We start from the raw sequence: 25603 nt of genomic DNA on the forward strand, positions 1-25603 counted from the left end.
ACCCCTACGATTTGATTTTACGATAAAAAAATGTATCTTCTACTTCTAACCCATATTGCCCCGGATTAAAAATTTGTTCAGTACTTCCAACAAATAGCACTCCATCATCTGCTAAAGCGTTGGAGAACTTCTTGTATAGTTCGCCTTTCGCTTCCTCTGTAAAATAGATTAGAACATTTCGACAAACAATTAAATCAAAATCTTTATTAAATGGATCTCCAAGTAAATTAAGTTTTCGAAATTGAACCGTCTTTTTTATTTCTTCATCAATTTTATAAACAGTACCTTCCTTTTTAAAAAACTTAGTTATCATGGAAGGAGGCATTTCTGCTAAAGATCGTTCTACATAAATTCCTGCTTTTGCTGCAGAAAGGGCCTGTTCATCAATATCTGTTGCCAAAATAGATATTTGATTCAGAGGCATATATCTCGACAAAATCATGGAGATAGTATAAGGTTCTTCTCCAGTGGACGAGGCCGCACTCCAAATCTTTAAATTTTTCTTTTTTGCAAGAAGACGAGGCAATATTTTGTTTTCTAATACTTCCCAGCGCTTACCATTACGATAAAATTCCGTAACGTTGATCGTCATTCTATCTAGAAATTCATTCATTATTTTTTGATCTGACAAAATACCTGAGTAAAAATCTTTAAATGAAGAATATCCCTTTTTTTGATAGAGGGAAGTGAGCCTTCTCTTCATTTGTGCTTCTTTATATAAAGATAAATCAATACCCGTTTTTTGTTTTATATTTACAATAAACTGAAGATAGTCTTGATCCACTGTCATACCCCATCACTTTCTCTTATACTATTACTGATTATAACGTATAAAGAAGGAAAAACCACCTAGAATTGTTTCTAGGTGGTTGGTAACATTTAATATATCCAACTATTAATTAGTTTGGAGTATTCCACGAGCTCTTCCTCTTTAAAAAACAAGGAAATTTCTCTTTCCGCGCTTTCAGTTGAATCAGAACCATGAATAATATTTTTTCCGACAGTTAAACCAAAATCGCCGCGAATTGTTCCTTGAGCAGCATCTTTTGGATTTGTTGTACCCATCATTTGGCGTGCAGTATGTATTACATTCTCACCTTGCCAGACCATAGCAAAAACAGGTCCTGATGTAATGAATTCGACTAAATCTCCAAAAAAAGGACGTTCTTTATGTTCTCCATAGTGTTTTTCAGCAAGTTCTTTTGGAATTGTCATCAATTTTGCTCCAACAAGCTGAAAACCTTTTTTTTCAAACCGTGATACGATTTCTCCAATTAAACTTCTTTGAACTCCATCTGGTTTTACCATTAGAAAAGTTTTTTCCATTATGATCACTCCTGCGATTATCTCGGGAAAATCCTCGAAATCCCATGAAAATAATATCATTATTTTCCAACATTAGCAAATTGCCATAAGTAAAAATTTATTTTCTAATATTTTCTTTTGCCTATGTAAAAAGCAATATCTCTGAGTGTTTTTTTAGCTTTTATAGGAGGAAGTTTATCTAAAACGTGAATAGCCTTTTTTAAATACATCCTACTAACAGAATATGCCTTATCGATTGCTCCTGAATCCTTTATAGCAGATATGAGGCCCACCATTTCCTCTTTAGTTGTGCCTTCATTAACTTTCAATACTCTAGATTTTAATTTCTCATCTTGCATTGCATATAAAACTGGTAAAGTGATATTTCCTTGTCGCAAATCTTCACCAGCTGGTTTTCCTAGTTCTTTTTCTGTTCCAGTAAAATCAAGAATATCATCAATAATTTGGTAAGACATTCCAATAAAGTAACCAAATTTATATAATAACCTATGTGTCTTTTCATCTGCCCCTGCTGTAACTGCACCGAGTTCACAGCTAACAGCAATAAGTAAAGCTGTTTTTCTCTTAATTCGTCGTAAATAATCTCTTAAATTTTGATTAAAACGATATTTATCTTTAATTTGATCCATTTCGCCTTTGCAAACTTCGATAATTGCATTTGAAAGAATCTGATGTGCTAATGAATTATGAATATTTGTCATGTATTCAAGAGAACTTCCCAAAATATAATCACCAGTGTACATAGCAATACGATCATTCCAAGTATAATTGATCGTTGGCTTTCCTCTTCTAAGTTCGGCATCGTCGATTACATCATCATGGACTAGTGAAGCCATATGAATTAATTCTAAAGCTACTGCAGTGTTTTTTATAGTATGTATATTGTACGAACCGAATTTTGCCGATAAAAGGACAAAAACAGGTCGAATTCGTTTTCCCCCTGCTTTTAAAAGCTGCACCGATGCTTTCTGGAGCAGTTCTATCTCTGATTGAATAGCCAATTCCATCTCTTTTTCGATGATGTCGAAGTCAGCTTTTAAGGTCGAATTAAGTAATGTTAGTTTCATTTCATTTCCACCTAGGCATTATTCTTTTTCATTCCAATATGCGCCGCTGCAACACCACCGCTAAAGGATTTATAAATAACATCAACAAATCCGGCTCTCCAGAACATTTGGGCTAATTCTTCCATTCCGGGAAAATCACGGGCTGATTCTTGTAACCACGAATATTCTTTAAAACTTTTAGCAAATAATTTACCAAATAACGGCATAACATAGCGGAAATACAAATAATAAGCCTGTTTATAACCCGGCATTGTCGGTTGGGATGTTTCAAGACATACTGCCATGCCACCAGGCTTTAACACCCTGTTCATCTCTTTCAGTACTTGCATATAGTCTGGAACATTCCGTAGACCAAAGCCGATTGTTACATAATCGAATGTATTATCTTCAAACGGAAGCTCCATAGCGTTACCTTGAATGAATTCTATTTGATCCAATTGTTCTGTTTCCTTTTTTTGCTTTGCAACTTGCAGCATATTATGACTAAAGTCTAACCCAATAACTTTACCTTCAATGCCAACTGCACGTGCAAGCCCAATGGTCCAATCACCAGTTCCGCAGCAAAGATCGAGAGCATATCCCCCTTTAGGGACGTCCATCTTTTTCATAGTCTCTTTACGCCATTTTATATGTTGCTGAAAACTAATAATGGAATTCATTTTATCATAATTTTTATGGATTTTTTCAAATACACTATGTACACGTTCTTCTTTTGATTGCATCTTTTTCAAAAACCTCCACTTAAAGAACCAGCCAATTCATTGATGCGCCTATTCACGAGTAATGGCAAAGCATTCATTTCTATTATCATATCATCAAGTTTTTCCTTCGATTCCTGCATTATATCTGTTAATAATTTTATCTCAGCTTCCAAGGATGGTTGTGTGTTGTTTTTAAAATAGAAGCTTTTTATCCCCTTCATAAAGAGAGAAAAATTACCGTCAATAAGCAATTTCAGCTCTTTTCCAACCTTTTTAAAAAATAGATATTCAGTGAAGAAGTTAATATACTTGGAAGGTGTTTGAAAATGTATACAAAATTGTTCTAACAGCCCAGATTCAATTTTTCTAACACTTTCAAGATAAAAATTCAAATTTTCACCATTAAATTGGATAATATTTATTTTATGCTCATTAATTGTTTTGATAGCAGATGCCAAAGATTGTATTAACTCTATATTATGAAATTCTGATAATAAATTATAGTACATGCCACTATAATAATCTCCGGCCAATACGTTAAGTTGCCGTGCTTTAGTTGATATATTAGGGTTAGAAACATTTTCATGTGTTTCTAGTGCCAAGTTTGCAAGCATAGTTGCCATAATATATGCTTCAATTTCTTCCACCGTAAGACTAGAATCTCGCAATGAGTATGACATAAAAAGAATTTGATCTACATCCAGCTCAGGCGGTTCAATATGTTTGTATAAAAAGTGATGGTAGCATTTTTGCTGCAACTTCTTTTTTATTGAATTAATTTGCTGTTCGTAATTGCTTACCGCCATAACAAAATCCTCGTTTCTATTACAAATAAAAGACATACTAGATGCATGCAAGTTTAATTATAACATAGAGAATTACCGAATGGCGATTTTGATGGGTTTATGAAATGAGTTTTAATTAAGGTTATTTTTTATTTTCACTCTCTACTTCTCCAAATGAAGTTACAATATTTGCATGTCCTCTAACTTTTATTGCCGAGGTATGTTCTGTAAATTGAGCAACCATTACTTCACCAGCATCTAGTTTTTCTGCATGATGAAATCTAGTATCAGAACCTCTAGTTAACCCAATTACATTTACCCCATCTTCCAAAGCTTTTATGATAATGAAATCAGATTGTCCACGGACGTTGCTCATTTCTTCACCTCATGATTAATCTTTTATTAAGGAAAGTACTTCTGCTCGTGCTTGTCCATCGGTAGCTAGTATTCCCCGAACTGCAGATGTTACGGTTTTGGCACCAGGTTTTTTTATTCCTCTCATCGTCATACACATATGTTCTGCCTCTATAATAACCATAACCCCTTGTGGTTCAAGTTTTTTCATTAAGACATTCGCAATTGTGGAAGTAATTCGTTCTTGTAATTGGGGTTTAGCCGCAACTGTTTCCACTGCCCTTGCAAGTTTACTCAAACCAGCGACCTTTCCATTTTGAGGTATATAGGCGACATGGGCTTTTCCGAAGAAAGGGACTAAATGGTGTTCACACATTGAAAAAAAGGGAATATCCTTAACGAGAACAAGTTCCTCGTGTTCTTCTCCAAAAATTGTTTCAAAGTATTCCTCTGGATTTTTCCCTAAACCGGAAAAAACCTCTTCATACATTTTTGCTACTCGTTTTGGCGTATCCACTAAACCTTCTCTATTAGGGTTTTCTCCAATCGCCTCTAATATCATTCGAACCGCTTCTTCTATTTGTGAGCGATTTACTTCTATCATTCTTTTTCCTCCTACATTTGCTGCAACAAGACATCTTTCTTTCAAAGAAAGTATAAAATTCACAATAGCTTTAATTATTATATCTAGGTTGCATTGTCTAGGTGCAGTCGTCTTACACATTTTCTAATGTATTCCCATATTAGCATAATTAACAAAAGAAATAAAAAAGGAACTACCGATATTTACCTCGGCAGTTCCTTTTGTTACGCTAAAGAGTGTATGTACTTATTTAACAGCATCTTTAAGCGCTTTACCTGGTTTGAACGCTGGAACCTTGCTTGCAGCGATTTCGATTTCCTGACCAGTTTGAGGGTTGCGTCCTTTACGAGCAGCACGCTCACGCACTTCAAAGTTACCAAATCCGATTAAAGCTACTTTATCTCCGTTAGCCAAAGCATTTTGGATGGATTGGAAAACAGCATCAACAGCTTTAGTAGCGTCCTTTTTAGAAAGCTCCGCTGTTTCAGCAACAGAATTGATAAGTTCAGTTTTGTTCATACCATTCACCTCCTCCCAAGAAAGAGAGATCTTGTTCCTCAAGTGCTATTACATTTGTGAACAATTTTTAAGATTCTTAAACATGGTAATGTTAGAATCTGAATAAATTACTGGTAAATAAGGGATTTAACAGCAATTCTGTTTAAAAGATTATCATATAAATTTTATGTTAGCAAGAATAAAAGGCGTAAAAAATGGAAAAGATGCCGAATATCGTCGTATTCGACATCTTTTTATTATCTTTTGCTAACCTTGTATTGTAATTTCAGCTGAACAAGCTTGCTTTCGTTGGACTGCAAACGACTTGTCGGCTCTTTTCTTTAAGAGGCTGTAGGACAGCATATTTAACCGTTATCTCGCAGAAATCTCACTTCTCCCGCTCATTTCATAAAGTGTCTAAAAGATTAACGACCTTTCTTTCTTAAAGAATGATAGCTATTAAACCACCTGAACCTTCATTGATAATTCTTTCTAGCGTTTCCTTTAATTTATATCTGGCGTTTTCTGGCATCATCGCAATTTTTGCTTGGATTCCTTCTCTTACTAATGAGCTTAAGCTTCTACCAAAAATATCTGAATTCCAAATTGAAAGTGGGTCGTCTTCAAAGTCCTGCATTAGGTAGCGGACAAGCTCTTCACTTTGTTTTTCAGTTCCAATAATCGGGGCGAACTCAGATTCGACATCCACTTTTATCATATGGATCGAAGGTGCCATCGCTTTTAACCTAACACCAAAGCGGGCCCCTTGCCTAATGATTTCAGGCTCATCCAAACTCATATCCGCTAAAGATGGAGCTGCTATTCCATAGCCTGTTTGTCTGACCATTGCGAGGGCATCTGAGACTTGATCATATTCTCTTTTAGCGTCGGCAAAATCCTGCATAAGCTCAAGCAAGTGATCTTTTCCTCGGACTTCAACTCCGACGACTTCTTTAAGAACATTATCATAAAGATCATCAGGAGCAAATAAATCTATTTCCGCAATTCCTTGCCCCATATCCACTCCTGCAAGCCCAGCATTTTCAATAAAGTCAAACTCATAAAACTGTTGTACGACTCTATCTACATCTCGTAATCTCTTTATATCCTTAACTGTTTCCTTAACAGCCTCTTGGTAGTTTGTACGCAGCCAGTGGTTCTCCTTCAACACCATAACCCAGCTTGGAAGATTTACATTAACTTCAAGCACAGGAAATTCGTATAAAGCTTCGCGTAGGACACTCATTACATCTGCTTCTCTCATGCTTTCTACAGACATGGATAGAACAGGGATATCATATTTCGCTTCAAGCTGTTTACGTAATTTTTCTGTTTCGGCATGATGTGGTCGAGAAGAGTTAATGACCATTATAAACGGCTTTCCAACCTCTTTTAACTCTTCTATTACACGCTCTTCAGCATCTACATAGTCCGAACGTGGTATTTCTCCAATCGTCCCATCTGTTGTAATGACAACACCAAGCACTGAGTGCTCCTGAATCACTTTTCTAGTTCCAATTTCAGCTGCTTCATGAAATGAGATTGGTTCCTCATACCAAGGTGTATGAATCATTCTTGGGCCATTTTCATCCTCATATCCTTTTGCCCCTGGCACTGTATAACCAACACAATCAACAAGCCGTACATTTACTTCAAGTCCTTCATCGACTTGAACGGCGACAGCTTGGTTCGGAACAAATTTTGGTTCTGTCGTCATGATTGTTCTACCTGCCGCACTTTGAGGCAGTTCATCTTGCGCTCTTGCTCTATCTGCTTCATTCGTGATGTTTGGTAAGACAGCTAGTTCCATAAACTTTTTAATAAATGTGGATTTACCTGTTCGAACAGCTCCAACTACACCCAAATAAATATCTCCGCCTGTTCTTTCTGCAATATCTTTGAAAATATCCACTTTTTCCAAGAGGTTCCCTCCTATCATTGAGTTCAAGGGACAAAACACCCTACAAACGATTGGACAATAGATGTTTATGATGTTGTCCGATTCTTATATGACCATATTAAGAAGTAAATAAAAAATCCTTCTTCCACATTATATTGAGTGAAAGAAGGAATATTCCTATTTTTCCATGTAAATCGGTTCATTGTTTTCATCTACTGTGTAAGAAAGTGAATATGCAGGAACAAATAATGAATTTTCAGTAAGAATGCTTGTAATATCAACACCTTGCGTAAAAGTTTTCCCACTTTCTTTTAAAGTCAAAAAGAGATCGCTTATATAATCTACAAAAACCTCACCATCTATATTAATAACAAGAGGCAAATTATTATTAGTAAAAGGTGAGATAATATAAGGCTCACTTTTATAACCTAGTTTTTTGTAATCTAAACTATAGATATTATGAGCAATTGCGTCTTTAAAAGGTGGGTATCCTTGAGATTTGATTCTCAATTTTACTTCCCTAATTTTTTCCGCAATGCGAAGATCAAACACTTTAACGCTCGGATTCGTTTCCACGTCTATTAAAACATATTGAAATACCCCACCGCTTTCATAGGCATTTCCTGGAGGGGAGGCTATAAAACGCGGAGCAAGTTTTGAAAACTCAATAGGATATTTTATGTATAGGGGAGTTTCATAATCACGAGTTTTTATTGGTAATAGTCCATTTGTCGTTTCTCTATATTGATCGACAGCTGTCTGAACAGTCTTAATCTGATCTTCATACGGTATTTGATTCTCAACTTTTCTTTCTTGAGGGTATAGACACCCGCTTAATAAAACGGATGCTAGAATTAATATTGCTATATTTACATTTAGTTTCATGTATAGCTTCTTCCCTTCAGCATCTTTCATGTTGATAGTGAAATTCAGCTAGTTGGACCAGTCAGGACAACAAAAAGCATAATAAGTCCACCAATGATCATAAATAACCAAGCTGAAATGGCAGTAACTATTTTTAATACTCTATTATTCAATTTATAACGACTGATGTAAATTGTAAACATTGCTAAAGCTAGAAGCAGCATTCCTATAATTGAAATCCACATTTTTTGCATTGACGGCGACATTTACATTCCTCCACTACTAAAATGACACATTAATAGATATTATATCATGTTCAAATGATTTAAAAGGTCATATACCATAAAACAATTGCCCAGAACAAAAGCGCAAGCGCCTGTTCAGCGACGTACACGCCCACAGGATATGAGTCCGTCGACGGCGCCACAGGACGTGGCGGTTTTAGTCGACGTTCCTCATTAAGATTCTGACGAGACAAAGGAAACACGGTGAGCCAAGAAAAGCGGAAGGCGCCTGTAGCTGGAAATAAAAGGCGAGCCGATGTTGACTTATCGTAGGAAGAATCCGAAAGTTTTCTAGTCGCTAGGCGCTTAAGCTAGACGGGTTCCACCTTCATAAAGGTTAACCACAAGGTTCCAAACTATCATTCCTGGACCACAAAAAAAGATGAAGCAATGGACGACCCTTTGCTTCATAGATGACAAACTAATACCCATTCCACCTGTTTAAGCATTTTACTTCAAAGCATTATATGCACTTAAAAAAAGAACGCATCCTCTTTTGCCTAATCACATTATAGTTGTTCCATTTGTTCACTCAAAATATCGACAAGATCTTCCATTTCGTTTGTTTTTAATCTTGCCATTAAGCGTTCTCCGGCTATCTTCGCATTTACGTCATTGAATAAAATTTGATAAAGAATTTCGGTAATAGGCATTTTGCAATTATATTTTTGTGCTAATTGGTATGCTGCCTTGGTCGTTCTTACACCTTCTACAACCATCCCCATAGACATGAGGACATCTTCTAATTTTTGCCCCTTGCCAAGCATATTACCTGCACGCCAATTGCGTGAGTGAACACTTGTGCAAGTGACAATTAAATCACCAATTCCAGCCAAACCAGAAAAAGTTAACGGATTTGCACCCATTTTTGTTCCCAGGCGAGAAATTTCCGCCAATCCTCTCGTAATAAGCGCGGCTTTGGCATTATCCCCAAAACCAAGGCCATCAGAAATACCTGCAGCAAGAGCAATAATGTTTTTAAGAGCGCCTCCTATTTCAACTCCAATTAAATCTGGATTCGTATAGACCCGAAAATGTTGATTCATAAATAAATCTTGTATTTTTTCTGCCGCTTCCATATTTTTGGATGATACAGCAACAGTTGTAGGATGTCTTAAGCTTACTTCTTCGGCATGGCTAGGTCCTGAAAGCACTACTATATCTTTCAGGATGCGTTTTGGCATCTCTTCGTCAATCATTTCTGAAATACGCAACAAACTATCTGGTTCTATCCCTTTACTTACATGCACAATCGTAAGTGGCTGCAATTGAAACTTAATAATCTCCCTTAAAGTTTCCCTTATCGCTTTAGTAGGAACGGCTAATACCACTGTTTCAATCCCATTTAAAGCTTCTTCCAACGAATTAATCGCGATAATCTTATCAGGAAGAGTAATCCCTGGTAAGTATTTTTCATTCGTGTGTCTATCGTTGATTTCATCTTTTTGCCGTTCATTTCTTGTCCATAATTGAATAGGATGTCCATTATCCGCTAAAACGAGAGCTAAAGCAGTGCCCCAACTTCCAGCCCCAATAACAGCTACTCTTTCTTTTTCATTTCCCAAGCTTATTCACCCACCTTCATATTATTTTCTTTGTCTTGTTATGATTTTTATAGGTGTCCCTTCAAAACCAAAGGCTTCCCTTATTCTATTTTGTAAAAATCTTTCATATGAAAAGTGCATGATTTCTTGATCATTTACGAATACAATAAAGGTCGGTGGTTTAATCCCTACTTGTGTTACATAAAAGATTTTTAATTTGCGCCCTTTATCAGAAGGAGTAGGATTCATTGCTATTGCATCCGCAATTACATCGTTCAAAACACTTGATTGAACGCGCATGGAGTGGTTTTCACTTGCCATTTTTATTGCAGGCAGCAAGTTTGTCAATCTTTTTCTTGTTTTTGCCGAAACGAAAAGAATAGGAGCATAATCTAAAAACAAGAAATGAGCTCTAATTTTTTCTTCAAATTCATTCATCGTTTTTTCATCTTTATCAACAGCATCCCATTTGTTGACAACGATAATAACAGCTCTACCAGCTTCATGAGCATAGCCCGCGATCTTTTTATCTTGTTCTAATATTCCTTCTTCTCCATTTAAAACAACAAGTACAACATCAGATCGGTCAATCGCCTTTAATGCTCTTAACACACTATATTTTTCTGTGGTTTCATAGACTTTTCCTTTTTTACGCATTCCTGCAGTGTCTATAATCGTATATTTTTGCCCTTCGTATTCATATGATGAATCGATCGCGTCTCTCGTTGTACCAGCTATATCGCTGACAATGACTCTTTCTTCACCAAGAAAAGCATTAACGATAGAGGATTTTCCGACATTCGGTCTTCCGATTAAACAAAATTTAATGACATCCTCATCTATATTTTCCTCACTAGTTTGTGGAAAATGTTTGACTACTTCATCAAGCAAATCTCCCAAACCAAGACCATGTGAACCTGAAATAGGGAAAGGTTCATTAAAGCCTAGTGAATAAAAATCATAAATTTCCGCACGCATTTCAGGGTTATCCACTTTATTTACTGCTAACACGACTGGTTTCTTGGACCGAAACAGAATCTTCGCCACTTCTTCGTCTGCAGAAGTAACCCCTTCCCTACTATTTACGATGAAAATAATAACATCTGCCTCGTCTATTGCAATTTCCGCTTGCAAACGGATTTCCTCTAAAAATGGAGCATCCCCCATTTCGATTCCGCCCGTATCGATTATATGAAATTCATTAGAAAGCCATTCACCAGCACCATAAATCCGATCTCTCGTTACGCCAGGAGTATCTTCAACAATAGATACACGTTCTCCTACAATTCGATTAAAAATAGTTGATTTACCTACATTAGGACGACCAACAATCGCCACAGTCGGTTTAGTCATTTCATCCACTCACTTTAAAGTTAATCTTTTGTTCTACTGAGAAATCGTACCATATTATTTGAATAAAAGGTAATGATAATCATTTAATGGGAAATTTTTTTATTTCCCTTTATTCTCGTTATTGAAGTTAGATTCGAAATAAAGTTAATAAACAGAATTGAAAAGACAGTTATGGAAATAATGTCTAAATATTCCATGGATCCTATTAAATAAGGCATATCCCATTTGCTTAAGAAAGCAGCAAATACAACATCTCCTTGAATAGTACCAAGACATATAAAAAGAATTCGAAGTTTAACGGATGATGAATATATAAAATAACTAAATATAAATAAAACAAATGACATGAGGACTACTCTATCTATGAACATTAAAATAGGATCGTACATTTCAAATAATAGAAATCCTGCATATCCTACCATTAAAGTAAAAACAGTAAATAATAAATGAAGCTGCTTTTTTAACGGCAATCTAGATGCTAAATAATAACATATGCCCAACATCAATAAGCTTGCTCCAGATATATTAAGAGAATAAAACCTTATTGTAATCGACTTTAATATAATAAAAATTAAAGCAAACATTGCAATCAAGCATCTATACCTTGAATGTTTATCCATGATAAATGTTGCGTAAATCCAAATTATCCATGCAATGAGTAAAAAAATCATTCCTTGCATTGCCATCACCTCCGCTAACAGTATAGGGAAGGTAATGAAAATTTAATCAGATAATTTGAAAAACAATCCAAAAAAGCATAAACCCATTGTTTATCGAAGTAATCGCGTGAAGGGATAAATCCGTTAATGTTTTACTAGTGGCACCTATCAATGATTGAAAAACTTCAACTATAAAATCCAGCTCACGAAGGGTAACAATCTTTCTCAAAAAAATCTTTACTTTAAATACCTACAATTTTCAAAGAAAAAACCTCCCGATTTTACGGGAGGTTTTGATCCATATAGCTACAGCGCCTATCGACTAGCAACTCCTTGTCCTTTTCCCAGCATTAAGTCAAAGGTCTAAAAAGGAACGTCGACGGACCCACATCCTGTGGGCCTTTACGTCAATAAACACGTGCTTCCGCTTTTATTTATTTAAAACCCTTTAATTTATCTCCAATCATATCGCTTAATTGGAATCCTTTGGACTCTTCCGGTAATTCATAATCTTTTACTTGATCATTTTGATCTTCAAGCTCTTTCATGCTTAAAGAAAGTCTTTGGTCTGCTTCATTAACATCCAGCACTTTGACTTTAACAGTTTGTCCCTCTTGTAAAACTTCATGAGGCGTTCCGATATGTTTGTGGGATATTTGCGAAATATGGACAAGTCCTTCTACCCCTGGGAACACTTCGACAAACGCTCCAAAGGATACTAAACGTTTTACTGTTCCTTCCAAAATTGTTCCTCTTGGTGCTTTTTCAGCAATATTTGACCAAGGTCCCGGCAATGTTTCTTTAATTGATAAGGAAATTCTTTCATTATCACGATCGACTGAAAGGACTTTTACTTGGACTTTCTCTCCTTCTTTTACAACGTCAGATGGTTTTTCAATATGCTCGTGTGAAAGTTGGGAAATGTGTACGAGTCCATCGACACCACCGATATCAACAAAGGCTCCAAAATCTGTAAGTCTTTGAATAGTCCCTTCAATTACTTGGCCAGATTCAAGTTTTTCAAGAATAGCTTGTTTTTCGCGATTTTTTTCTTCTTCTATCACGATTCGATGTGATAAAATTAGACGGTTTTTCTCTTTATCCAACTCAACAATTTTAAAAGAAAGAGTTTTTCCTTGATAATCAGAGAAATCTTCCACGAAATGATCCTCTACCATTGATGCAGGTACGAAGCCTCTCACACCCAAATCAACTACTAAACCGCCTTTAACTATTTCATTTACTTCAGCGTCGAATACTTCATTATTTTGGAATCGTTTTTCAAGCGTTTCCCAAGCATTCTCAGCATCCACTTTACGCTTTGAAAGTACGAGGAGCTCTTCTTCCACTTTGGTCACGATTAAATCTAACACTTCACCTTCGTGGACCACATCAGAAGCTTTTTCAACATGAAGGCTCGAAAGCTCACTTATTGGAATAATACCATCTAGCTTGCTTCCTTCCAAATCAACCAAGACTTGTTTTTCTTCAATCTTAGTTACCGTGCCTTTAACGCGGTCTCCTTCAGAGAAACTTTTAACTTCAATATTATTCATATCCTCCGTCATATGTACTCCTCCTATCCTGCTTTTAAAACTGTAAGGATTTCCATTCTTGTTACATCCTCACATAATCCAAAAAAATCATCTTGTAATAAACTTCTTATAAATGCTTTATTTTGTCAAGCGATTGCGTTTATAGTTCCTAAAATAAATCAATTTTTATGTTCGTCTACTAATTTCCTAATCTCGGACATAATTATTTCTGTAGCTGCTTCTGCCGATATTTTATTCTCTCTCATTTCGGTAAAATCAATCGGTTTTCCGTATACGACAATTAATTTTTTAAAAGGCTTATACGGCCCGATAATCGCACACGGAACAACAAGTGCGTTTGATCTAAGAGCAAAAAATCCTGCACCCGCTAGCCCCTTACCAACTTCTCCTGTTAAGTTCCTAGTTCCTTCCGGAAATAGTCCTACTACTTTCCCCTCTTTTAAATACTTTAAACCCGTTCTTAATGCCTCTCTATCGCTCAGCCCTCTTTTTACGGGAAATGCTTGAATGTTTTCCATTAGCTTCTTACTCCATGGACGTTTAAACAATTCTGCCTTTGCCATAAAATAGATTGGGCGTGGTGCCGTAATGCCCACAACAGGAGGATCCAAATTATCAATATGATTTGTGCAAAGCAAAACACTTCCATCTTTCGGGAAATGTTCAGTCCCCCTCGTTTCAATTCTATATAATGGTTTAAGGACAATACTTACAACTGTCCTCGCAAATGAATAGAAATTCATTTAGTTTCAATCCTTTCCAAAGCAAGAGTTAATATTTTTTCGGCCACTTCTTTTATAGATAATGAAGATGTATCAATTTCTATTGCATCTTCCGCTTTTCTTAAAGGCGAAATCTCCCTTTCCGAATCTTGTTTATCACGTAGCATGATCTCCTCTTTTAATTTTTCCAAATTTGAAGGAAATCCTTTTTGAAGATTTTCCAGGTGGCGTCGCTCAGCTCGAATGTCCACACTAGCAAGTAAAAATATTTTTAACTCCGCATTTGGCAAAACTTTTGTACCAATATCTCTACCGTCCATTACGACTCCGCCATCCTTGCCGAACATTTGCTGACGAAATACCATTTCTTCACGAACTGCTTTTATGGCAGCTACCTTAGAAACTTTATTCGTTACTCCTTCTCCTCTAATTTGTTTTGTCACATCATTCCCATCCAAGTAAATCAGCTGTCCATTGGCCGAGGGTTTTAATTGAATAGTTGTATGCAACAATAACCTTTCGATTTCTGTATCATCATTTATATCAACTTTATCTACAATTGATTTATACGTTATTGCCCTGTACATGGCACCTGTATCAACGTAAATATATGATAGTTTTTCAGCGATCATTTTTGCGACGGTACTTTTTCCTGCTGCGGCTGGACCGTCTATAGCTATGCTAATTTTCTTCATCTTTTTCACCTGCTTAGTCATTTTCCTAATCTATATTACCATAGAACGACATAGACAAATCATATTATCAATAAAAAAATGAGAACAAGCATATGTCCTCATTCTTTACCATTAAAAACATTTAATTTTGGCTGTTCTTCGATGCCTGCCGTACCCTCGTATATAATTAGTTTATTCGTGTATTTAAGGAAGCCCATTTCATGAAAGCCTTGTACCAGTATTAAAATGATAAGATGAATCATTACGAGTTTAAGTAAAATGCGTTCCATTGTACTCATAATACCACTCCGTTTTCTTCTTATCATCGGTCAAAAAAACAATCTATATACTATTAATTTGTTAAACCTCTTTTACGATATTCTAATTGTTTTTCAAAACAAAAACGCATTAGCTGTTGCTGTTCTACATTTTTTACGTTTAAGAACTGGATTGAGGCAAACTGACGTTTCTTTTTGTCAAACGATCTAATGAGTCTGCAATCAAGATTTAAATAAACATACTCTCCAGATTGCATAGGCAAGACAACACATATTTTTCCTATTTCTCCTCTATTTATTGTTACATTTTTAGGTAAAAGAACCGCACAGCCACCAGCACTAAAATCTTCTGTAACAGTTGGAATTACATCCCCCGATTCTAGTAATTGCAATGATACATCAATTGCAACATCGATACGCACAAACTGTCTTCTTTGTATTTTCATTAAATGTTCAACATCTGGAAAAGTTAGCACGAGTAAAGGAATTTGATTTTTTACCCTACCGATGATTTTCGTTTTAAATAAATATGCTCCAGATTCTTCATCCACAAAGCTGGCATACATATGTGTATCTGTCCGCAAAAATTTTGTTTTATTACTTGTAACTCCGAGCGGATAAGAAATATAAATTTTATTCTCATCAAAATCTGCAATTTTCGCTTTATATTTTTCTTCATTTTGATTATCCGTTTCCAAAAGAAGCTCCATTCCGACCTTTAACATGAATGCCACACCCCGTAGAATTAATAAGCAATTAATTCTATTATCGCACGTATAGAAAAAAAAATATAGGCAGAAATGCTATATTCTGCCTATATTGTTTCTTCATAAATGGGTTCAGCATTTTTTAGTTTTTCTACTTTTTCTTCAGTACCATCTTGAGCATTAATATAAATTCTGTACGTATCTTGATCTATCGTACCAATAAACTCGTAGCAGAACACTTCCTCACCAAGTTCGTTTGTAATAACAGCAAGACCATCCTCCATTACTTTTAAATTTTTATTTAAGTAGCCTCGTGCATCATCTTTTGACAATTTTGGCTTAGAAATATTTCTTTTTTTATGTCCTTTTAAATAATCGTTAGCTGAAAATCCAATAATTTGTCCATTATCAAGAGCTACCTTCACTTTAATAGATTCGGGATAAATCTTGACCCCATTTTGATTTGTCACGTACGTAAATAAACCAACCGTATCGTATTGCATGCTATCAGCAGCTTCAAGATTTTTAAACCCGTGATCATTTAGGAAATTACTTGCTTTTCCCATTGCATCGTTCAAACTTAGCTTTTGGCTGCCTATATCCCGGTGATTAATAAGCCAAATAGGGTAGCCGCCCGTTTTTGTAATATCTAAACTTGCACCATCTCCATTTCCAACGTCAAGGTTGACACTATAAAAATGAAACGGAGAACCTTTTCCACTTTCAACAACCCTAGATTCATTTACGGTTTTAATCCCTGAATATTTTTGAGCAAGAGTAAGTGCTTCCTCTTTTGTAATGGTTTTGCCTTTTAAATGGTCAAAATTTTGTTGCTTTTTTTGAAAAGAAACAACAGTAGGGTCTTGTAAATTTTCTTCATCGTATCCTTTTGCTCTCTTATCTACTGTTTTAAAGCCATCTATAATTGTATTATCTGCATTTTCTTTCCCAGATGCGAGAGCCAAATTAACATCCATCCAGCGAAGATTATTTTTTATTACTAAATGTTGAACTTTTCTCAGTTCATTGCGAATATCGTCACTTTGACTATACATTTTTTTCAACAGAGCATATTCATTTTTGGATAACGGCTCTTTATCAAGATCTCTTACAGCAGTTTTATAGCTGAAATTACCGATATTTGTCAAAAAATTCTCAGTTTTATTAAATGGCATTAAAGTTAATGGGAGCTGACCCACTTGACCTCGTGCATCAGATGTGATTCGCCATACATCTGCAAGTGCTGGTGAAAGAGATTTTTTTGAATTCATCGCTAAAGCTGACCCAATTTTTTCATGAAGAACATCCATCTGATAGGCAAGATCATGGAATGCCCTTTGATAATTATTTTCGGCATTAATCAAGATTGCATTTTTTTCTTGATGTTCTTGATATCCCCAATAGGCGGTACCTGCAACACCTATCGCTAGTACTACAATTAGTATATTCCTGATCATAAAAAGTCACCTCGCGTTTTACATGCAAAAAATATGTTCTCCGATTTGTTTGATTTGTGGTCTTGACCATATCCAAGCGCTTGTAGCTGTGTTGGGATTAAAGTAATACAAAGCACCCTCAGTTGGATCCCAACCGTTTATTGCATCAAGGACAGCCCTTTTAGCCGTTTCATTCGGTGTTAGCCAAATTTGACCATCTGCAACGGCTGTAAAAGCAAGAGGTTCAAAGATTACACCCGCCACAGTTTTCGGGAATTCAGCACTGTTCACACGATTTAAAATGACGGCAGCTACTGCAACTTGTCCTTCATATGGTTCTCCTCTTGCTTCTCCGTGAACTGCATTCGCCATTAAAGTTATGTCATTTTGTGAAAAACCTGTAGGAGTATTGGCCGCAGTAGGTTTTGGTGCTTGAGCAGGCTTTGGTGCTTGAGTAGCCTTATTTTTTTTACTTGGCCCTGTTTGATTCGCGAGCGGTGTTCCTCCATAATGGGTAAATGATTTTCCTTTATTTATTTGTCCCATCACAAATTGTTTATCATATTTAGATGCTTTAACAAGTTTTTCTTTTGTTTCCGGCCCCGCCAATCCATCTACCGGCATCCCAAAATCATTTTGAAAATTCCTTAAAGCCCAATAAGTCCCCCATCCGAAAACACCATCAATTTTCCCTGTATAAAAACCAATATATTGTAGCCGGGCTTGTAGCTCTATTACATCGTCTCCGACTGCACCTCTTTGAATAACTTGATTAGTAAAAGCATTGGTTTCATTCACATTTGTAGTTGATAACAAAATGGTACAAATGAATAAAAGGAAGATAAGTCTTGCTACTTTGCAATATCTCATGTTTATTTTCCTCCAACTATAATTTTCATAGGATTAGTTTCCGAATTTAGGAGGTTTTTATGCAAAAATTTCTTTAGTATTAGAGCAAAAAAAAAAACACTGTATTCATTTTCAGATTACAGCGCTTTTTTCCTTTTCTCTTTCGTAATGATATTTCTTTGTCAGTAAGTGGGCATGCTTCACTTTTCTTAAACCAAAAAACCAAAGCAGCAACATAAAAGGGAGGATATAAAATAACCATTGTTTTTCAGAAATAAGAATATAATCGTAAATACCATGCAAAATAAACGGCACAAAAAAAGAAGCGAGTAACCAGTATTTTCTTTTTCCGTTAATATTAAATTTTGCTTTTCCTAAATAATATCCCATAAAGACTCCGAACAAAGCATGACTAGATACTGGGAACAAGGCACGGCCGAACGCATATTCAATTCCATTTGCAACTAAATATAAAATATTTTCAACCGTTGCAAATCCTAAAGATAAGCTGGCAGCATAAACAATTCCATCATAAGGTTCATTAAAATCTGCATGTTCATAAACAGCAAATAAGATTATAAACCATTTAAAAAACTCTTCTAATAAAGAAGCAGATAAAAAAGAATGAAGGAAACCGTTCTCGATTATCCCTTCTTTAACGAGGACATACTGAAGAAACATAATCGGAAATGTTAAAATAGCACCAAATAAAAAAACCTTAAATACATTTAAAACTGGTTCTTGCTCGTATTGATCCCGCAAATAAAAATAGCTGATAAGTGCTAATCCGGGAGCGATACCAGCAGATAAAACCCCTATCATAGTGAGTCCTCATTTCTTATCCTTTCCTTAATGGTAACATGGAAAGGATAAGTTGAAAATGTAATAATTATGAAATCCGAACAATATATTGAACTTCTTAGTTTTTCAAATAAATTAAGAGAAATAGCATAAAAAAAGACAACCATAAATACCAAAAAATGGATATTACGGTTGTCTTGTTTTAAATTTATTGCCGACTTTTTAAATACTTCTTAGAGCGTAAGGATCGGTTTCTACTGCAAAATAATAAGACTTATGCTGAGCCCCAGCAGGCTCTTATTGCAATGTGGCTCACCCTACACTTACAAATAAAGATGTGTAAGTCAAAAATAAAAGAGTTTTTTAATGCCCTCTCAACGAAGGGATGTTATATTTTTATTTTGATTGTATTGATTTTGCAATTAGTCCGCCATGGTGGCGTCCATTTTCAATAAATATTTCATTGGCATCGTTACCTGCTGCAATCACTCCAGCGATGTATAAGTTTGAAATATTTGTTTCCATTGTTTCTGGATTAAACAATGGTTTTCCAGTTTCAGCTTCTATTTCAACACCCATTTTTCTAATGAAATCATGATCAGGATGATAGCCAGTCATAGCGAATACAAAATCATTTTTTATTTCATGTTTCTCCGAATCAACTTCATATACTAGTGTACTTGGTGTAATTTCAACCACAGACGCGTCAAAAATCATTTCAATTTCATTACTTCTCACTAACGCTTGAAATTCTGGAATAATCCACGGTTTAACACTTGGAGAATAATCGTTCCCTCTGTATAAACATGTCACTTTTGCTCCTGCTTTGTGCAATTCCAAGGCTGCATCAACCGCTGAATTCTTTCCGCCAATGACGACAACATCTGTATCAAAATATGGATGGCCTTCTTTAAAATAATGAAAAACCTTATTTAAATCTTCTCCGGGTATTCCCATATAATTAGGATGATCATAATATCCTGTTGCAATAATGACATATTTTGCTTCGTAATTGCGGATACTTGTTTTAACTTTAAATTTTTCATTTTCTTTTTCTACAATCTCTACAGTTTCAAAGCGATTAATACGTAGATCCTTTATTTTGGCAACTTCCCGATAATATGTAAGAGCGTGATTTCTTTTAGGTTTCCGTTCAACAATAATAAATGGAACATCTCCAATCGACAGTTTTTCGCTAGAGCTAAAAAATGTCTGATGGGTAGGATAATTGTAAAGGGCATTTACAATATTTCCTTTTTCTATAATAAGAGGGTTCATGCCTATCTCTTTCATTGCTATGGCAGCAGCTAGTCCACAAGGGCCTCCCCCTACTATAATACAATCTTCATGTTGCATATGACGACTCTCCTTCTATCAAATCAATGACGCGTAAGATGTATTTTCATATTCAAAATTTTTGAAAACTAAACTAGTTGAATTCCTGAACAAAAGCACAAGCGCCTGTTTATCGACGTACAGGCCCGCGGGATGCGGGTCCGTCGGCGTTGCCACAGGACGTGGCGTCTTTAGTCGACGTTCCTCTTTTGGCCTTCGACTGAGATAAAGAAAACACGGCGAGGTTGAAAAGCGTAAGGCGCCCGGATAAAAGAAGGAAGGCTAAGTGCGCAACGTCCTGTTGCAACGCCTTCCTGACCCGCATCCTGCGTGCCTCCGACAAGCAAATGTTCTGAGTCAAAAAAAAGTCTGCACTTTGACTTTTTATTGACTCAGGTTATTTGACCTCGAGGGGCTGGCGTCTGAAGCTAGACAAGACGAGCTGATGTTGACTTACGCAAAAGAGAAGGACAAGAAGTTTGCTAGTCGATAGGCGCTGGAGCTGGACGGCAACTATATCCTAGAAAATTATCCACAAAGTTTTCAATTAATAATTTCCTTAACAATAAAAAATCTCCTATCTATCATGATAGGAGATTTCTAAATATCGTGCAAAGATTATGATTCAAAAGTAATGGTGCAATGTTTGTATCGCATTATTATTAATTATTTTTTTTCCATAATCCTCTAAATACTCAATTGAGGTGTTGACAAGATTTCCATATTCCTCACATATTCCGTAAAGAGTGTTACTTCTTATACCTGTTTTTGTTATCGTTAAATAATAATAGGATTTAATGTAAAATAATGAGCTTTGTAGTTCCCCAAGATTACGATGTGAAAGACTTTTCGCCAATAAAATGCAATGTTCTATATCATCAAATGCAATGATGATAATTTGATCATTGGCCGGATGATACTTTTTCTTGCCTTCAGTTGGCGCGTCTTTCATGTCATCTTCATCTATAGTTAGAATCAATACTAGCTCCTTAGATGTAAGTGAATATATATCGATTGATACAGCCCCGTATGTGTCTAATTCATATATACGGCTTGCCTCATCGAGCATCTCATCAAACAATGAATCCCATATAAATGTATCTTTCATCATTTCCTCTTGTAAAAAGCCTTTACATGTAAGTTCTTCAAATGATATGGAATATTTAATTTGATTAGATGATATGCGCTCCAGCCTCATGAAACCGCCCCCTGAATGTTGCTCTTACCCCATTGTATGAAGGAGGTGGTGGATTGTTCATGAGATAGGTTGATCACTATTTTCATTTTTAATCATAAGTAAATGTGTTTCTGCCTGTGCTCCAAGCCTAAGCGGAAGTAGTGTTGTTCCATATCCATTACTAGTAAGAAGAATTGTTCCGTGCACCTTTCTTATTCCTCCTTTACGATACGGACCAATTCCAAAAATGCGAATTTGCCCACCATGTGTATGTCCGCTTAACACGAGTGAAATTTTATCGATATTCGGTACAGAATGTATAGTTTCAGGGTTATGACATATTAAAATTTTAAACGCTTCCTCATCTACCTGATCCATTAAAAGGTCAAGTGGAGGCAATTCTTGAGTTAAGTCATCTAAACCAATTAAAGCCATTTTCTTATCATTTTTATTTATGTAATATATTTTGTTTAAAAGTTCATTCACTCCTAATAAATTGAAAACGTCTCTTAATTGATGTGTAGCTACTTCATAATCATTATTACCCCATACAAAGAAAACTGGAGCAATATGTATAAGCTTCTTTAAATTATTTGCTACCCTTTCAAGAGGAACCCCTTTTTCTGTCAAGTCACCGCCGATGACAATAATGTCCGCTTTTCCTTTAATTTGTTCTACGATTGAATCACTTATCCTTCGCCTATGGATATCAGAAATAAAAAATATATTAAATTCACCAATCTCCTTTGGGAAGTTTGAAAACTTCAATAATTGAATTTTAACTTCATCTCTAAATGCTTCTCTAAACATATAAATTATCAGCATTACCGCACATAAAAAGATAGCGATAATTAACAGTTCCACAAGATCACCTTATTTTCACTGGAATACAGAAATTATAACATGATGGAAGTTATATATCTTAATTCTACGCTGACGCTTTCGAATTAAGACGAGTGATATGTCATACAATGGAATGATGACAGTAAAAGGAGGTATTGTATGCCTAGCTTCTATAAATCCTACATGCCCTATATAAGCCCGTTTGACCCTTGCCCTCCAATCACGGTAAAAACTTATTCTACTCCTCCTAATTTATATATGGGTTTCCAACCGCCTAATTTACCTCAATTTTCACCAAAAGAAGCGTTAAAAAAAGGGACGCTTTGGAAAGCTTTCTACGATCCATATTATAGTCCCTATGAAAGGGCACGGGAGGAGGCAGAGATATGAAACAGGTGCCTCAAAAATATTATGATTTAATGCAAGAGCTACAAGAGGTGGATTTCGTAATCGTCGAATTAGCATTATATTTGAATACTCATCCAAACGATCAAGAAGCAATCCAACAATATAATGCATTTATCCAAATGAGGAATAATGTTAAAAATCAATTTGAAAAAGAATTCGGGGCTTTAACAAGTTTTGGAAGCAGCTATTCAAAATATCCTTGGGACTGGAAAGAAGCTCCTTGGCCATGGCAAGTATAAATGCATTGAAAATAGGAGGTAATGGTCTATATGTGGGTATATGAAAAGAAACTACAGTATCCAGTTAGAGTTAGCCAATGCAACCCAATGCTTGCCAAGTTTTTAATTGAGCAGTATGGTGGCGCAGATGGAGAACTCGCTGCAGCCCTTCGCTACTTAAATCAACGATATAGTATTCCTGATAAAGTAATTGGGCTATTGACTGATATAGGGACAGAAGAATTTGCCCATCTAGAAATGATTGCCACAATGGTTTATAAGCTAACCAAGGATGCGACTCCTGATCAACTTAAGGAAGCGGGACTTGGAGCCCATTACGCTAATCACGAAAAAGCTCTTTATTACGAAAATGCTGGTGGTGTCCCTTGGACTGCCACATATATACAGGCAAAAGGAGACCCAATCGCTGATTTATATGAAGATATAGCTGCAGAGGAAAAAGCGAGGGCCACATATCAGTGGATCATTAATATGAGCGATGATCCCGATTTAAATGACGGCCTTCGTTTCTTAAGAGAAAGAGAAATTATCCACTCGCAACGATTTAGAGAAGCAGTGGAAATATTAAAGGAAGAACAGGATCGTAAAAAGATATTTTAAATAATAAAGTGGGAAGGAAATAAATTAATCGCTTAATCTCTTTTCTTTCTAGTTCACCGCATAAATAATGATAACACCGTTTGGACATTCCGAACGGTGCCTTTTCTACTCCATCAGTCCCAAAAGCAAATACTCTCTCATGGAGATAACTCCATTTACAGAAATATGATGAATTCTTTGAAGTTTTTTTACTGCGTTTTCTGTTCCAACATTGTATATTCCATCAATCTGCCCTTTATATAATCCCATACCTTTTAATCTTTCTTGTACGAGTTGAACTAAGTTCCCCTTTGAGCCGATAGAAAGATTTTTATATTCGCCTTTTCCAATTCCGGTAATTGGGCCATCAATATGTACTTTCGCACCTTTTGGAATAAGTTTATATAATTGCTCAACATCTTGATTCCGCATTCTGATACAGCCGCTGCTTACATTTCTGCCAATGAAACTTGGTTTATTTGTCCCATGAATACCATACATACCCCAAGGAACATTTAACCCTAACCATCTCGTCCCAAATCCACCACCCCATGATTCTGCTTTATAATTCACTTCAAAAATACCAATCGGTGTTGGAGACAATTCTTTTCCTGGGGCAATAGGATATCTCTTGATAACTTTATTTTTTTCAATGACTATAAGTTCATTTGACCATAGATCAACTTTTATATAAATGCTTTCATTCCCATAGGCATACATATATTTACTTGGTAAAAATAATAAAAAAGACACAAAAAAAAGAAACAATAAACGTATTTTCATCAGATATACTTCCTTATCTGTTTCATTAACTTTATTGTTTCTTTTTTTGTCGTTTTTACACGAAAAATCGAATCATTTGCTTTGATGATATAAATTGATATCGTAGTTTTTTTTCATTTGCTCAAAAACCCTATGTCGCTGGTTCCATTTGTCTCCCTTCCATAAGTCTTTACTTTTCTCGATAATCTCACATCTCAAAGCATGATACTCTTTTTTTGATTTCTCTTTTTTATCAAATATCACCTTCACAGATCCGAATAAAGTAAAAACAATAAAGAAAAGAGTTAAAAAATGATTCTTTCTCACAAAGAAAGAAAACATATCGAACATATTGGAACCGTTCGTTTCCACTGTTGTTTTATAAAAAAAGAAAAAAACGAAAAAACCAAAAACGAAGGCCGTTGTTAGCAAAAGAAAATGAATATTTTTATAACGATTATATTTAAGCCGTTTATCAATCAAGTTTTGAAGCATTTGTTTCGTCGTTTGATCGGTATGGTCACCTAATTCCACCAAAAATTGTTCCATCTTTTTCACCTCGATATCTAGTCCATATTAGAAAATATGAACTAGATATTCGGAGTATGACTTTATGGTAGTGGTATTTTTAGTGACTGACCTACCTTGATTTCATTTCCAGTAATGCTATTAGCTTCCTTTATTTTTTCAATTCCACTTTGACTCTTATAATATTGCATGGAGATCCTAAATAAGGTCTCTCCTTTTTGAACAGTGTGATACACAACTTTTGCTTCCTCCTGTTGTACAGGTGGTTCTTCAGCCTTTTGCTCTTGATCTACCTTTTCGGGCTTGTGTTCAGATTGAGGAACTTCCACTTTTTGTTCTTCAGCTTTCTGTTCTGTTTTTTCTCCTTCTGTTTTATTATCTTCAGTTTTTGCTTTATCTTCTTCCTTCTCTTCTACTTTGTTTTTATCCTCTTTATTATCATCTGTCTCTACAACTGGTGTATTTGAGGGGTCTTTATGATCAATAGAAGCTTCAATACTATTATCTTCGGCAAATGATATTTCTTCACCAACTCCGTTAGCCGAAGTGGAGGCATTGTCTTTTTCTTTATTAAATAAATAAATGGCATATGCCCCTGGAAGCAAAAGAAGTACGACAAGCAATATGAGAGGAATCGTAATTTTTATTTTCTTTTGTTTTGACGTCCCCTTTTCATCACTATTCTTCCTTTTTCTTTTTCGATTTTTTTGTCCGTGTACTTCCATTCTTGATGGAAGCCTACTTGAAAGATCGTCTGAATCACGGTATGTTTCTTTTTGATTATTTGACAT

At 35.6% G+C, this 25603-nt stretch carries 31 protein-coding genes; 3 read left to right on the forward strand and 28 right to left on the reverse strand.

Going from position 1 to position 25603, the window contains the following annotated elements:
- Positions 1–4: 4 nt before the first annotated feature.
- The 25 genes from KHA97_RS05365 to KHA97_RS05485 all read right to left on the reverse strand — a co-directional run bounded on the left by KHA97_RS05365 (position 5) and on the right by KHA97_RS05485 (position 22317).
- On the reverse strand, positions 5–784 hold the full coding sequence (locus KHA97_RS05365) for a CheR family methyltransferase (protein WP_407657989.1): 780 nt from the start codon (positions 782–784) through the stop codon (positions 5–7).
- A gap of 95 nt (positions 785–879) precedes the next feature.
- Positions 880–1326: a nucleoside-diphosphate kinase gene (ndk, locus tag KHA97_RS05370; RefSeq protein WP_213123677.1), complete on the reverse strand. Its 447-nt coding sequence runs from the start codon at positions 1324–1326 to the stop codon at positions 880–882.
- A gap of 104 nt (positions 1327–1430) precedes the next feature.
- A complete protein-coding gene (gene hepT / locus KHA97_RS05375; protein WP_213123678.1) occupies positions 1431–2393 on the reverse strand; it encodes a heptaprenyl diphosphate synthase component II in 963 nt (320 codons plus the stop codon).
- A gap of 11 nt (positions 2394–2404) precedes the next feature.
- On the reverse strand, positions 2405–3115 hold the full coding sequence (locus KHA97_RS05380) for a demethylmenaquinone methyltransferase (RefSeq protein ID WP_213124321.1): 711 nt from the start codon (positions 3113–3115) through the stop codon (positions 2405–2407).
- A gap of 5 nt (positions 3116–3120) precedes the next feature.
- Positions 3121–3900 carry a heptaprenyl diphosphate synthase component 1 gene (locus KHA97_RS05385; protein WP_213123679.1) on the reverse strand — a complete coding sequence of 260 codons (780 nt, stop codon included), beginning with the start codon at positions 3898–3900 and terminating at the stop codon, positions 3121–3123.
- 121 nt (positions 3901–4021) lie between these two features.
- Positions 4022–4255 (reverse strand): trp RNA-binding attenuation protein MtrB, encoded by a 234-nt coding sequence (mtrB, locus tag KHA97_RS05390; protein ID WP_213123680.1) that lies wholly within the window; start codon positions 4253–4255, stop codon positions 4022–4024.
- Between the two features lie 15 nt (positions 4256–4270).
- A complete protein-coding gene (gene folE, locus KHA97_RS05395; protein WP_213123681.1) occupies positions 4271–4837 on the reverse strand; it encodes a GTP cyclohydrolase I FolE in 567 nt (188 codons plus the stop codon).
- A 225-nt stretch (positions 4838–5062) separates the two neighbouring features.
- The gene (locus KHA97_RS05400) at positions 5063–5335 is read right to left on the reverse strand and encodes an HU family DNA-binding protein (RefSeq protein ID WP_213110187.1); all 273 of its coding nucleotides are present in this window, start codon (positions 5333–5335) and stop codon (positions 5063–5065) included.
- A 421-nt stretch (positions 5336–5756) separates the two neighbouring features.
- Positions 5757–7235: a stage IV sporulation protein A gene (gene spoIVA / locus KHA97_RS05405; RefSeq protein ID WP_213123682.1), complete on the reverse strand. Its 1479-nt coding sequence runs from the start codon at positions 7233–7235 to the stop codon at positions 5757–5759.
- A 156-nt stretch (positions 7236–7391) separates the two neighbouring features.
- Positions 7392–8099, reverse strand: coding sequence for a hypothetical protein (locus KHA97_RS05410; protein ID WP_213123683.1), 708 nt, complete (start codon positions 8097–8099; stop codon positions 7392–7394).
- A gap of 44 nt (positions 8100–8143) precedes the next feature.
- Entirely contained in the window at positions 8144–8344 is a 201-nt protein-coding gene (locus KHA97_RS05415; RefSeq protein WP_213123684.1) for a DUF2768 domain-containing protein, read from the reverse strand.
- A 527-nt stretch (positions 8345–8871) separates the two neighbouring features.
- A complete protein-coding gene (locus tag KHA97_RS05420; RefSeq protein ID WP_213123685.1) occupies positions 8872–9927 on the reverse strand; it encodes an NAD(P)H-dependent glycerol-3-phosphate dehydrogenase in 1056 nt (351 codons plus the stop codon).
- Between the two features lie 21 nt (positions 9928–9948).
- The gene (gene der, locus KHA97_RS05425) at positions 9949–11259 is read right to left on the reverse strand and encodes a ribosome biogenesis GTPase Der (protein WP_213123686.1); all 1311 of its coding nucleotides are present in this window, start codon (positions 11257–11259) and stop codon (positions 9949–9951) included.
- 83 nt (positions 11260–11342) lie between these two features.
- Entirely contained in the window at positions 11343–11939 is a 597-nt protein-coding gene (locus tag KHA97_RS05430) for a YphA family membrane protein (RefSeq protein ID WP_213123687.1), read from the reverse strand.
- A 413-nt stretch (positions 11940–12352) separates the two neighbouring features.
- Positions 12353–13486 carry a 30S ribosomal protein S1 gene (gene rpsA / locus KHA97_RS05435; protein WP_213123688.1) on the reverse strand — a complete coding sequence of 378 codons (1134 nt, stop codon included), beginning with the start codon at positions 13484–13486 and terminating at the stop codon, positions 12353–12355.
- A gap of 146 nt (positions 13487–13632) precedes the next feature.
- Complete coding sequence (locus tag KHA97_RS05440; RefSeq protein WP_213123689.1) at positions 13633–14217, reverse strand: lysophospholipid acyltransferase family protein; 585 nt, start codon at positions 14215–14217, stop codon at positions 13633–13635.
- Positions 14214–14891, reverse strand: coding sequence for a (d)CMP kinase (gene cmk / locus KHA97_RS05445; RefSeq protein ID WP_213123690.1), 678 nt, complete (start codon positions 14889–14891; stop codon positions 14214–14216). The genes KHA97_RS05440 and cmk overlap by 4 nt, the downstream gene beginning before the upstream one ends.
- 98 nt (positions 14892–14989) lie before the next feature.
- Entirely contained in the window at positions 14990–15169 is a 180-nt protein-coding gene (locus KHA97_RS05450) for a DUF5359 family protein (protein ID WP_213123691.1), read from the reverse strand.
- A gap of 53 nt (positions 15170–15222) precedes the next feature.
- Positions 15223–15873, reverse strand: a complete 651-nt coding sequence (locus KHA97_RS05455) for a flagellar brake protein (protein WP_213123692.1) — start codon at positions 15871–15873, stop codon at positions 15223–15225.
- Positions 15874–15962: 89 nt separating this feature from the next.
- Complete coding sequence (ypeB, locus tag KHA97_RS05460; RefSeq protein ID WP_213123693.1) at positions 15963–17312, reverse strand: germination protein YpeB; 1350 nt, start codon at positions 17310–17312, stop codon at positions 15963–15965.
- 18 nt (positions 17313–17330) lie between these two features.
- On the reverse strand, positions 17331–18161 hold the full coding sequence (sleB, locus tag KHA97_RS05465; protein WP_213123694.1) for a spore cortex-lytic enzyme: 831 nt from the start codon (positions 18159–18161) through the stop codon (positions 17331–17333).
- A 111-nt stretch (positions 18162–18272) separates the two neighbouring features.
- Complete coding sequence (prsW, locus tag KHA97_RS05470) at positions 18273–18962, reverse strand: glutamic-type intramembrane protease PrsW (RefSeq protein WP_213123695.1); 690 nt, start codon at positions 18960–18962, stop codon at positions 18273–18275.
- 375 nt (positions 18963–19337) lie between these two features.
- On the reverse strand, positions 19338–20297 hold the full coding sequence (locus KHA97_RS05475) for a YpdA family putative bacillithiol disulfide reductase (protein ID WP_213123696.1): 960 nt from the start codon (positions 20295–20297) through the stop codon (positions 19338–19340).
- Positions 20298–20901: 604 nt separating this feature from the next.
- Positions 20902–21474 carry an adaptor protein MecA gene (locus KHA97_RS05480; protein ID WP_213123697.1) on the reverse strand — a complete coding sequence of 191 codons (573 nt, stop codon included), beginning with the start codon at positions 21472–21474 and terminating at the stop codon, positions 20902–20904.
- A 57-nt stretch (positions 21475–21531) separates the two neighbouring features.
- Positions 21532–22317 (reverse strand): metallophosphoesterase, encoded by a 786-nt coding sequence (locus tag KHA97_RS05485; protein WP_325167411.1) that lies wholly within the window; start codon positions 22315–22317, stop codon positions 21532–21534.
- Positions 22318–22455: 138 nt separating this feature from the next.
- On the opposite strand from KHA97_RS05485, the gene KHA97_RS05490 reads away from it, so the two are divergent.
- Genes KHA97_RS05490 through KHA97_RS05500 form a run of 3 tightly spaced genes read left to right on the forward strand, consistent with a single transcriptional unit; the run spans position 22456 to position 23543 of the window.
- Positions 22456–22686, forward strand: coding sequence for a spore coat associated protein CotJA (locus tag KHA97_RS05490; protein WP_213123698.1), 231 nt, complete (start codon positions 22456–22458; stop codon positions 22684–22686).
- A complete protein-coding gene (locus tag KHA97_RS05495; protein ID WP_213123699.1) occupies positions 22683–22943 on the forward strand; it encodes a spore coat protein CotJB in 261 nt (86 codons plus the stop codon). Before KHA97_RS05490 ends, KHA97_RS05495 begins: the two co-directional genes overlap by 4 nt.
- Positions 22944–22973: 30 nt before the next feature.
- The gene (locus KHA97_RS05500) at positions 22974–23543 is read left to right on the forward strand and encodes a manganese catalase family protein (RefSeq protein WP_213123700.1); all 570 of its coding nucleotides are present in this window, start codon (positions 22974–22976) and stop codon (positions 23541–23543) included.
- 105 nt (positions 23544–23648) lie between these two features.
- Here KHA97_RS05500 and KHA97_RS05505 read toward each other — a convergent pair whose 3' ends face one another.
- From KHA97_RS05505 to KHA97_RS05515, 3 genes are all read right to left on the reverse strand, one after another.
- On the reverse strand, positions 23649–24305 hold the full coding sequence (locus KHA97_RS05505) for a L,D-transpeptidase family protein (protein WP_213123701.1): 657 nt from the start codon (positions 24303–24305) through the stop codon (positions 23649–23651).
- 72 nt (positions 24306–24377) lie between these two features.
- The gene (locus KHA97_RS05510; protein ID WP_213123702.1) at positions 24378–24833 is read right to left on the reverse strand and encodes a DUF2663 family protein; all 456 of its coding nucleotides are present in this window, start codon (positions 24831–24833) and stop codon (positions 24378–24380) included.
- Between the two features lie 62 nt (positions 24834–24895).
- The gene (locus KHA97_RS05515) at positions 24896–25603 is read right to left on the reverse strand and encodes a LysM peptidoglycan-binding domain-containing protein (RefSeq protein ID WP_213123703.1); all 708 of its coding nucleotides are present in this window, start codon (positions 25601–25603) and stop codon (positions 24896–24898) included.

Source organism: Lederbergia citri (assembly GCF_018343625.1).
Lineage (GTDB): Bacteria > Bacillota > Bacilli > Bacillales > Bacillaceae_C > Lederbergia > Lederbergia citri.

Coding starts and splice junctions, on each gene's coding strand:
- ndk (WP_213123677.1), bottom strand. CDS start 1,326: ATGGAAAAAACTTTTCTAATGGTAAAACCAGATGGAGTTCAAAGAAGT.
- hepT (WP_213123678.1), bottom strand. CDS start 2,393: ATGAAACTAACATTACTTAATTCGACCTTAAAAGCTGACTTCGACATC.
- KHA97_RS05380 (WP_213124321.1), bottom strand. CDS start 3,115: ATGCAATCAAAAGAAGAACGTGTACATAGTGTATTTGAAAAAATCCAT.
- KHA97_RS05385 (WP_213123679.1), bottom strand. CDS start 3,900: ATGGCGGTAAGCAATTACGAACAGCAAATTAATTCAATAAAAAAGAAG.
- mtrB (WP_213123680.1), bottom strand. CDS start 4,255: ATGAGCAACGTCCGTGGACAATCTGATTTCATTATCATAAAAGCTTTG.
- folE (WP_213123681.1), bottom strand. CDS start 4,837: ATGATAGAAGTAAATCGCTCACAAATAGAAGAAGCGGTTCGAATGATA.
- KHA97_RS05400 (WP_213110187.1), bottom strand. CDS start 5,335: ATGAACAAAACTGAACTTATCAATTCTGTTGCTGAAACAGCGGAGCTT.
- KHA97_RS05410 (WP_213123683.1), bottom strand. CDS start 8,099: ATGAAACTAAATGTAAATATAGCAATATTAATTCTAGCATCCGTTTTA.
- KHA97_RS05415 (WP_213123684.1), bottom strand. CDS start 8,344: ATGTCGCCGTCAATGCAAAAAATGTGGATTTCAATTATAGGAATGCTG.
- der (WP_213123686.1), bottom strand. CDS start 11,259: ATGACTAAACCGACTGTGGCGATTGTTGGTCGTCCTAATGTAGGTAAA.
- KHA97_RS05430 (WP_213123687.1), bottom strand. CDS start 11,939: ATGCAAGGAATGATTTTTTTACTCATTGCATGGATAATTTGGATTTAC.
- rpsA (WP_213123688.1), bottom strand. CDS start 13,486: ATGACGGAGGATATGAATAATATTGAAGTTAAAAGTTTCTCTGAAGGA.
- KHA97_RS05440 (WP_213123689.1), bottom strand. CDS start 14,217: ATGAATTTCTATTCATTTGCGAGGACAGTTGTAAGTATTGTCCTTAAA.
- cmk (WP_213123690.1), bottom strand. CDS start 14,891: ATGAAGAAAATTAGCATAGCTATAGACGGTCCAGCCGCAGCAGGAAAA.
- KHA97_RS05450 (WP_213123691.1), bottom strand. CDS start 15,169: ATGAGTACAATGGAACGCATTTTACTTAAACTCGTAATGATTCATCTT.
- KHA97_RS05455 (WP_213123692.1), bottom strand. CDS start 15,873: ATGTTAAAGGTCGGAATGGAGCTTCTTTTGGAAACGGATAATCAAAAT.
- ypeB (WP_213123693.1), bottom strand. CDS start 17,312: ATGATCAGGAATATACTAATTGTAGTACTAGCGATAGGTGTTGCAGGT.
- sleB (WP_213123694.1), bottom strand. CDS start 18,161: ATGAGATATTGCAAAGTAGCAAGACTTATCTTCCTTTTATTCATTTGT.
- prsW (WP_213123695.1), bottom strand. CDS start 18,962: ATGATAGGGGTTTTATCTGCTGGTATCGCTCCCGGATTAGCACTTATC.
- KHA97_RS05475 (WP_213123696.1), bottom strand. CDS start 20,297: ATGCAACATGAAGATTGTATTATAGTAGGGGGAGGCCCTTGTGGACTA.
- KHA97_RS05480 (WP_213123697.1), bottom strand. CDS start 21,474: ATGAGGCTGGAGCGCATATCATCTAATCAAATTAAATATTCCATATCA.
- KHA97_RS05490 (WP_213123698.1), top strand. CDS start 22,456: ATGCCTAGCTTCTATAAATCCTACATGCCCTATATAAGCCCGTTTGAC.
- KHA97_RS05495 (WP_213123699.1), top strand. CDS start 22,683: ATGAAACAGGTGCCTCAAAAATATTATGATTTAATGCAAGAGCTACAA.
- KHA97_RS05500 (WP_213123700.1), top strand. CDS start 22,974: ATGTGGGTATATGAAAAGAAACTACAGTATCCAGTTAGAGTTAGCCAA.
- KHA97_RS05505 (WP_213123701.1), bottom strand. CDS start 24,305: ATGAAAATACGTTTATTGTTTCTTTTTTTTGTGTCTTTTTTATTATTT.
- KHA97_RS05510 (WP_213123702.1), bottom strand. CDS start 24,833: ATGGAACAATTTTTGGTGGAATTAGGTGACCATACCGATCAAACGACG.
- KHA97_RS05515 (WP_213123703.1), bottom strand. CDS start 25,603: ATGTCAAATAATCAAAAAGAAACATACCGTGATTCAGACGATCTTTCA.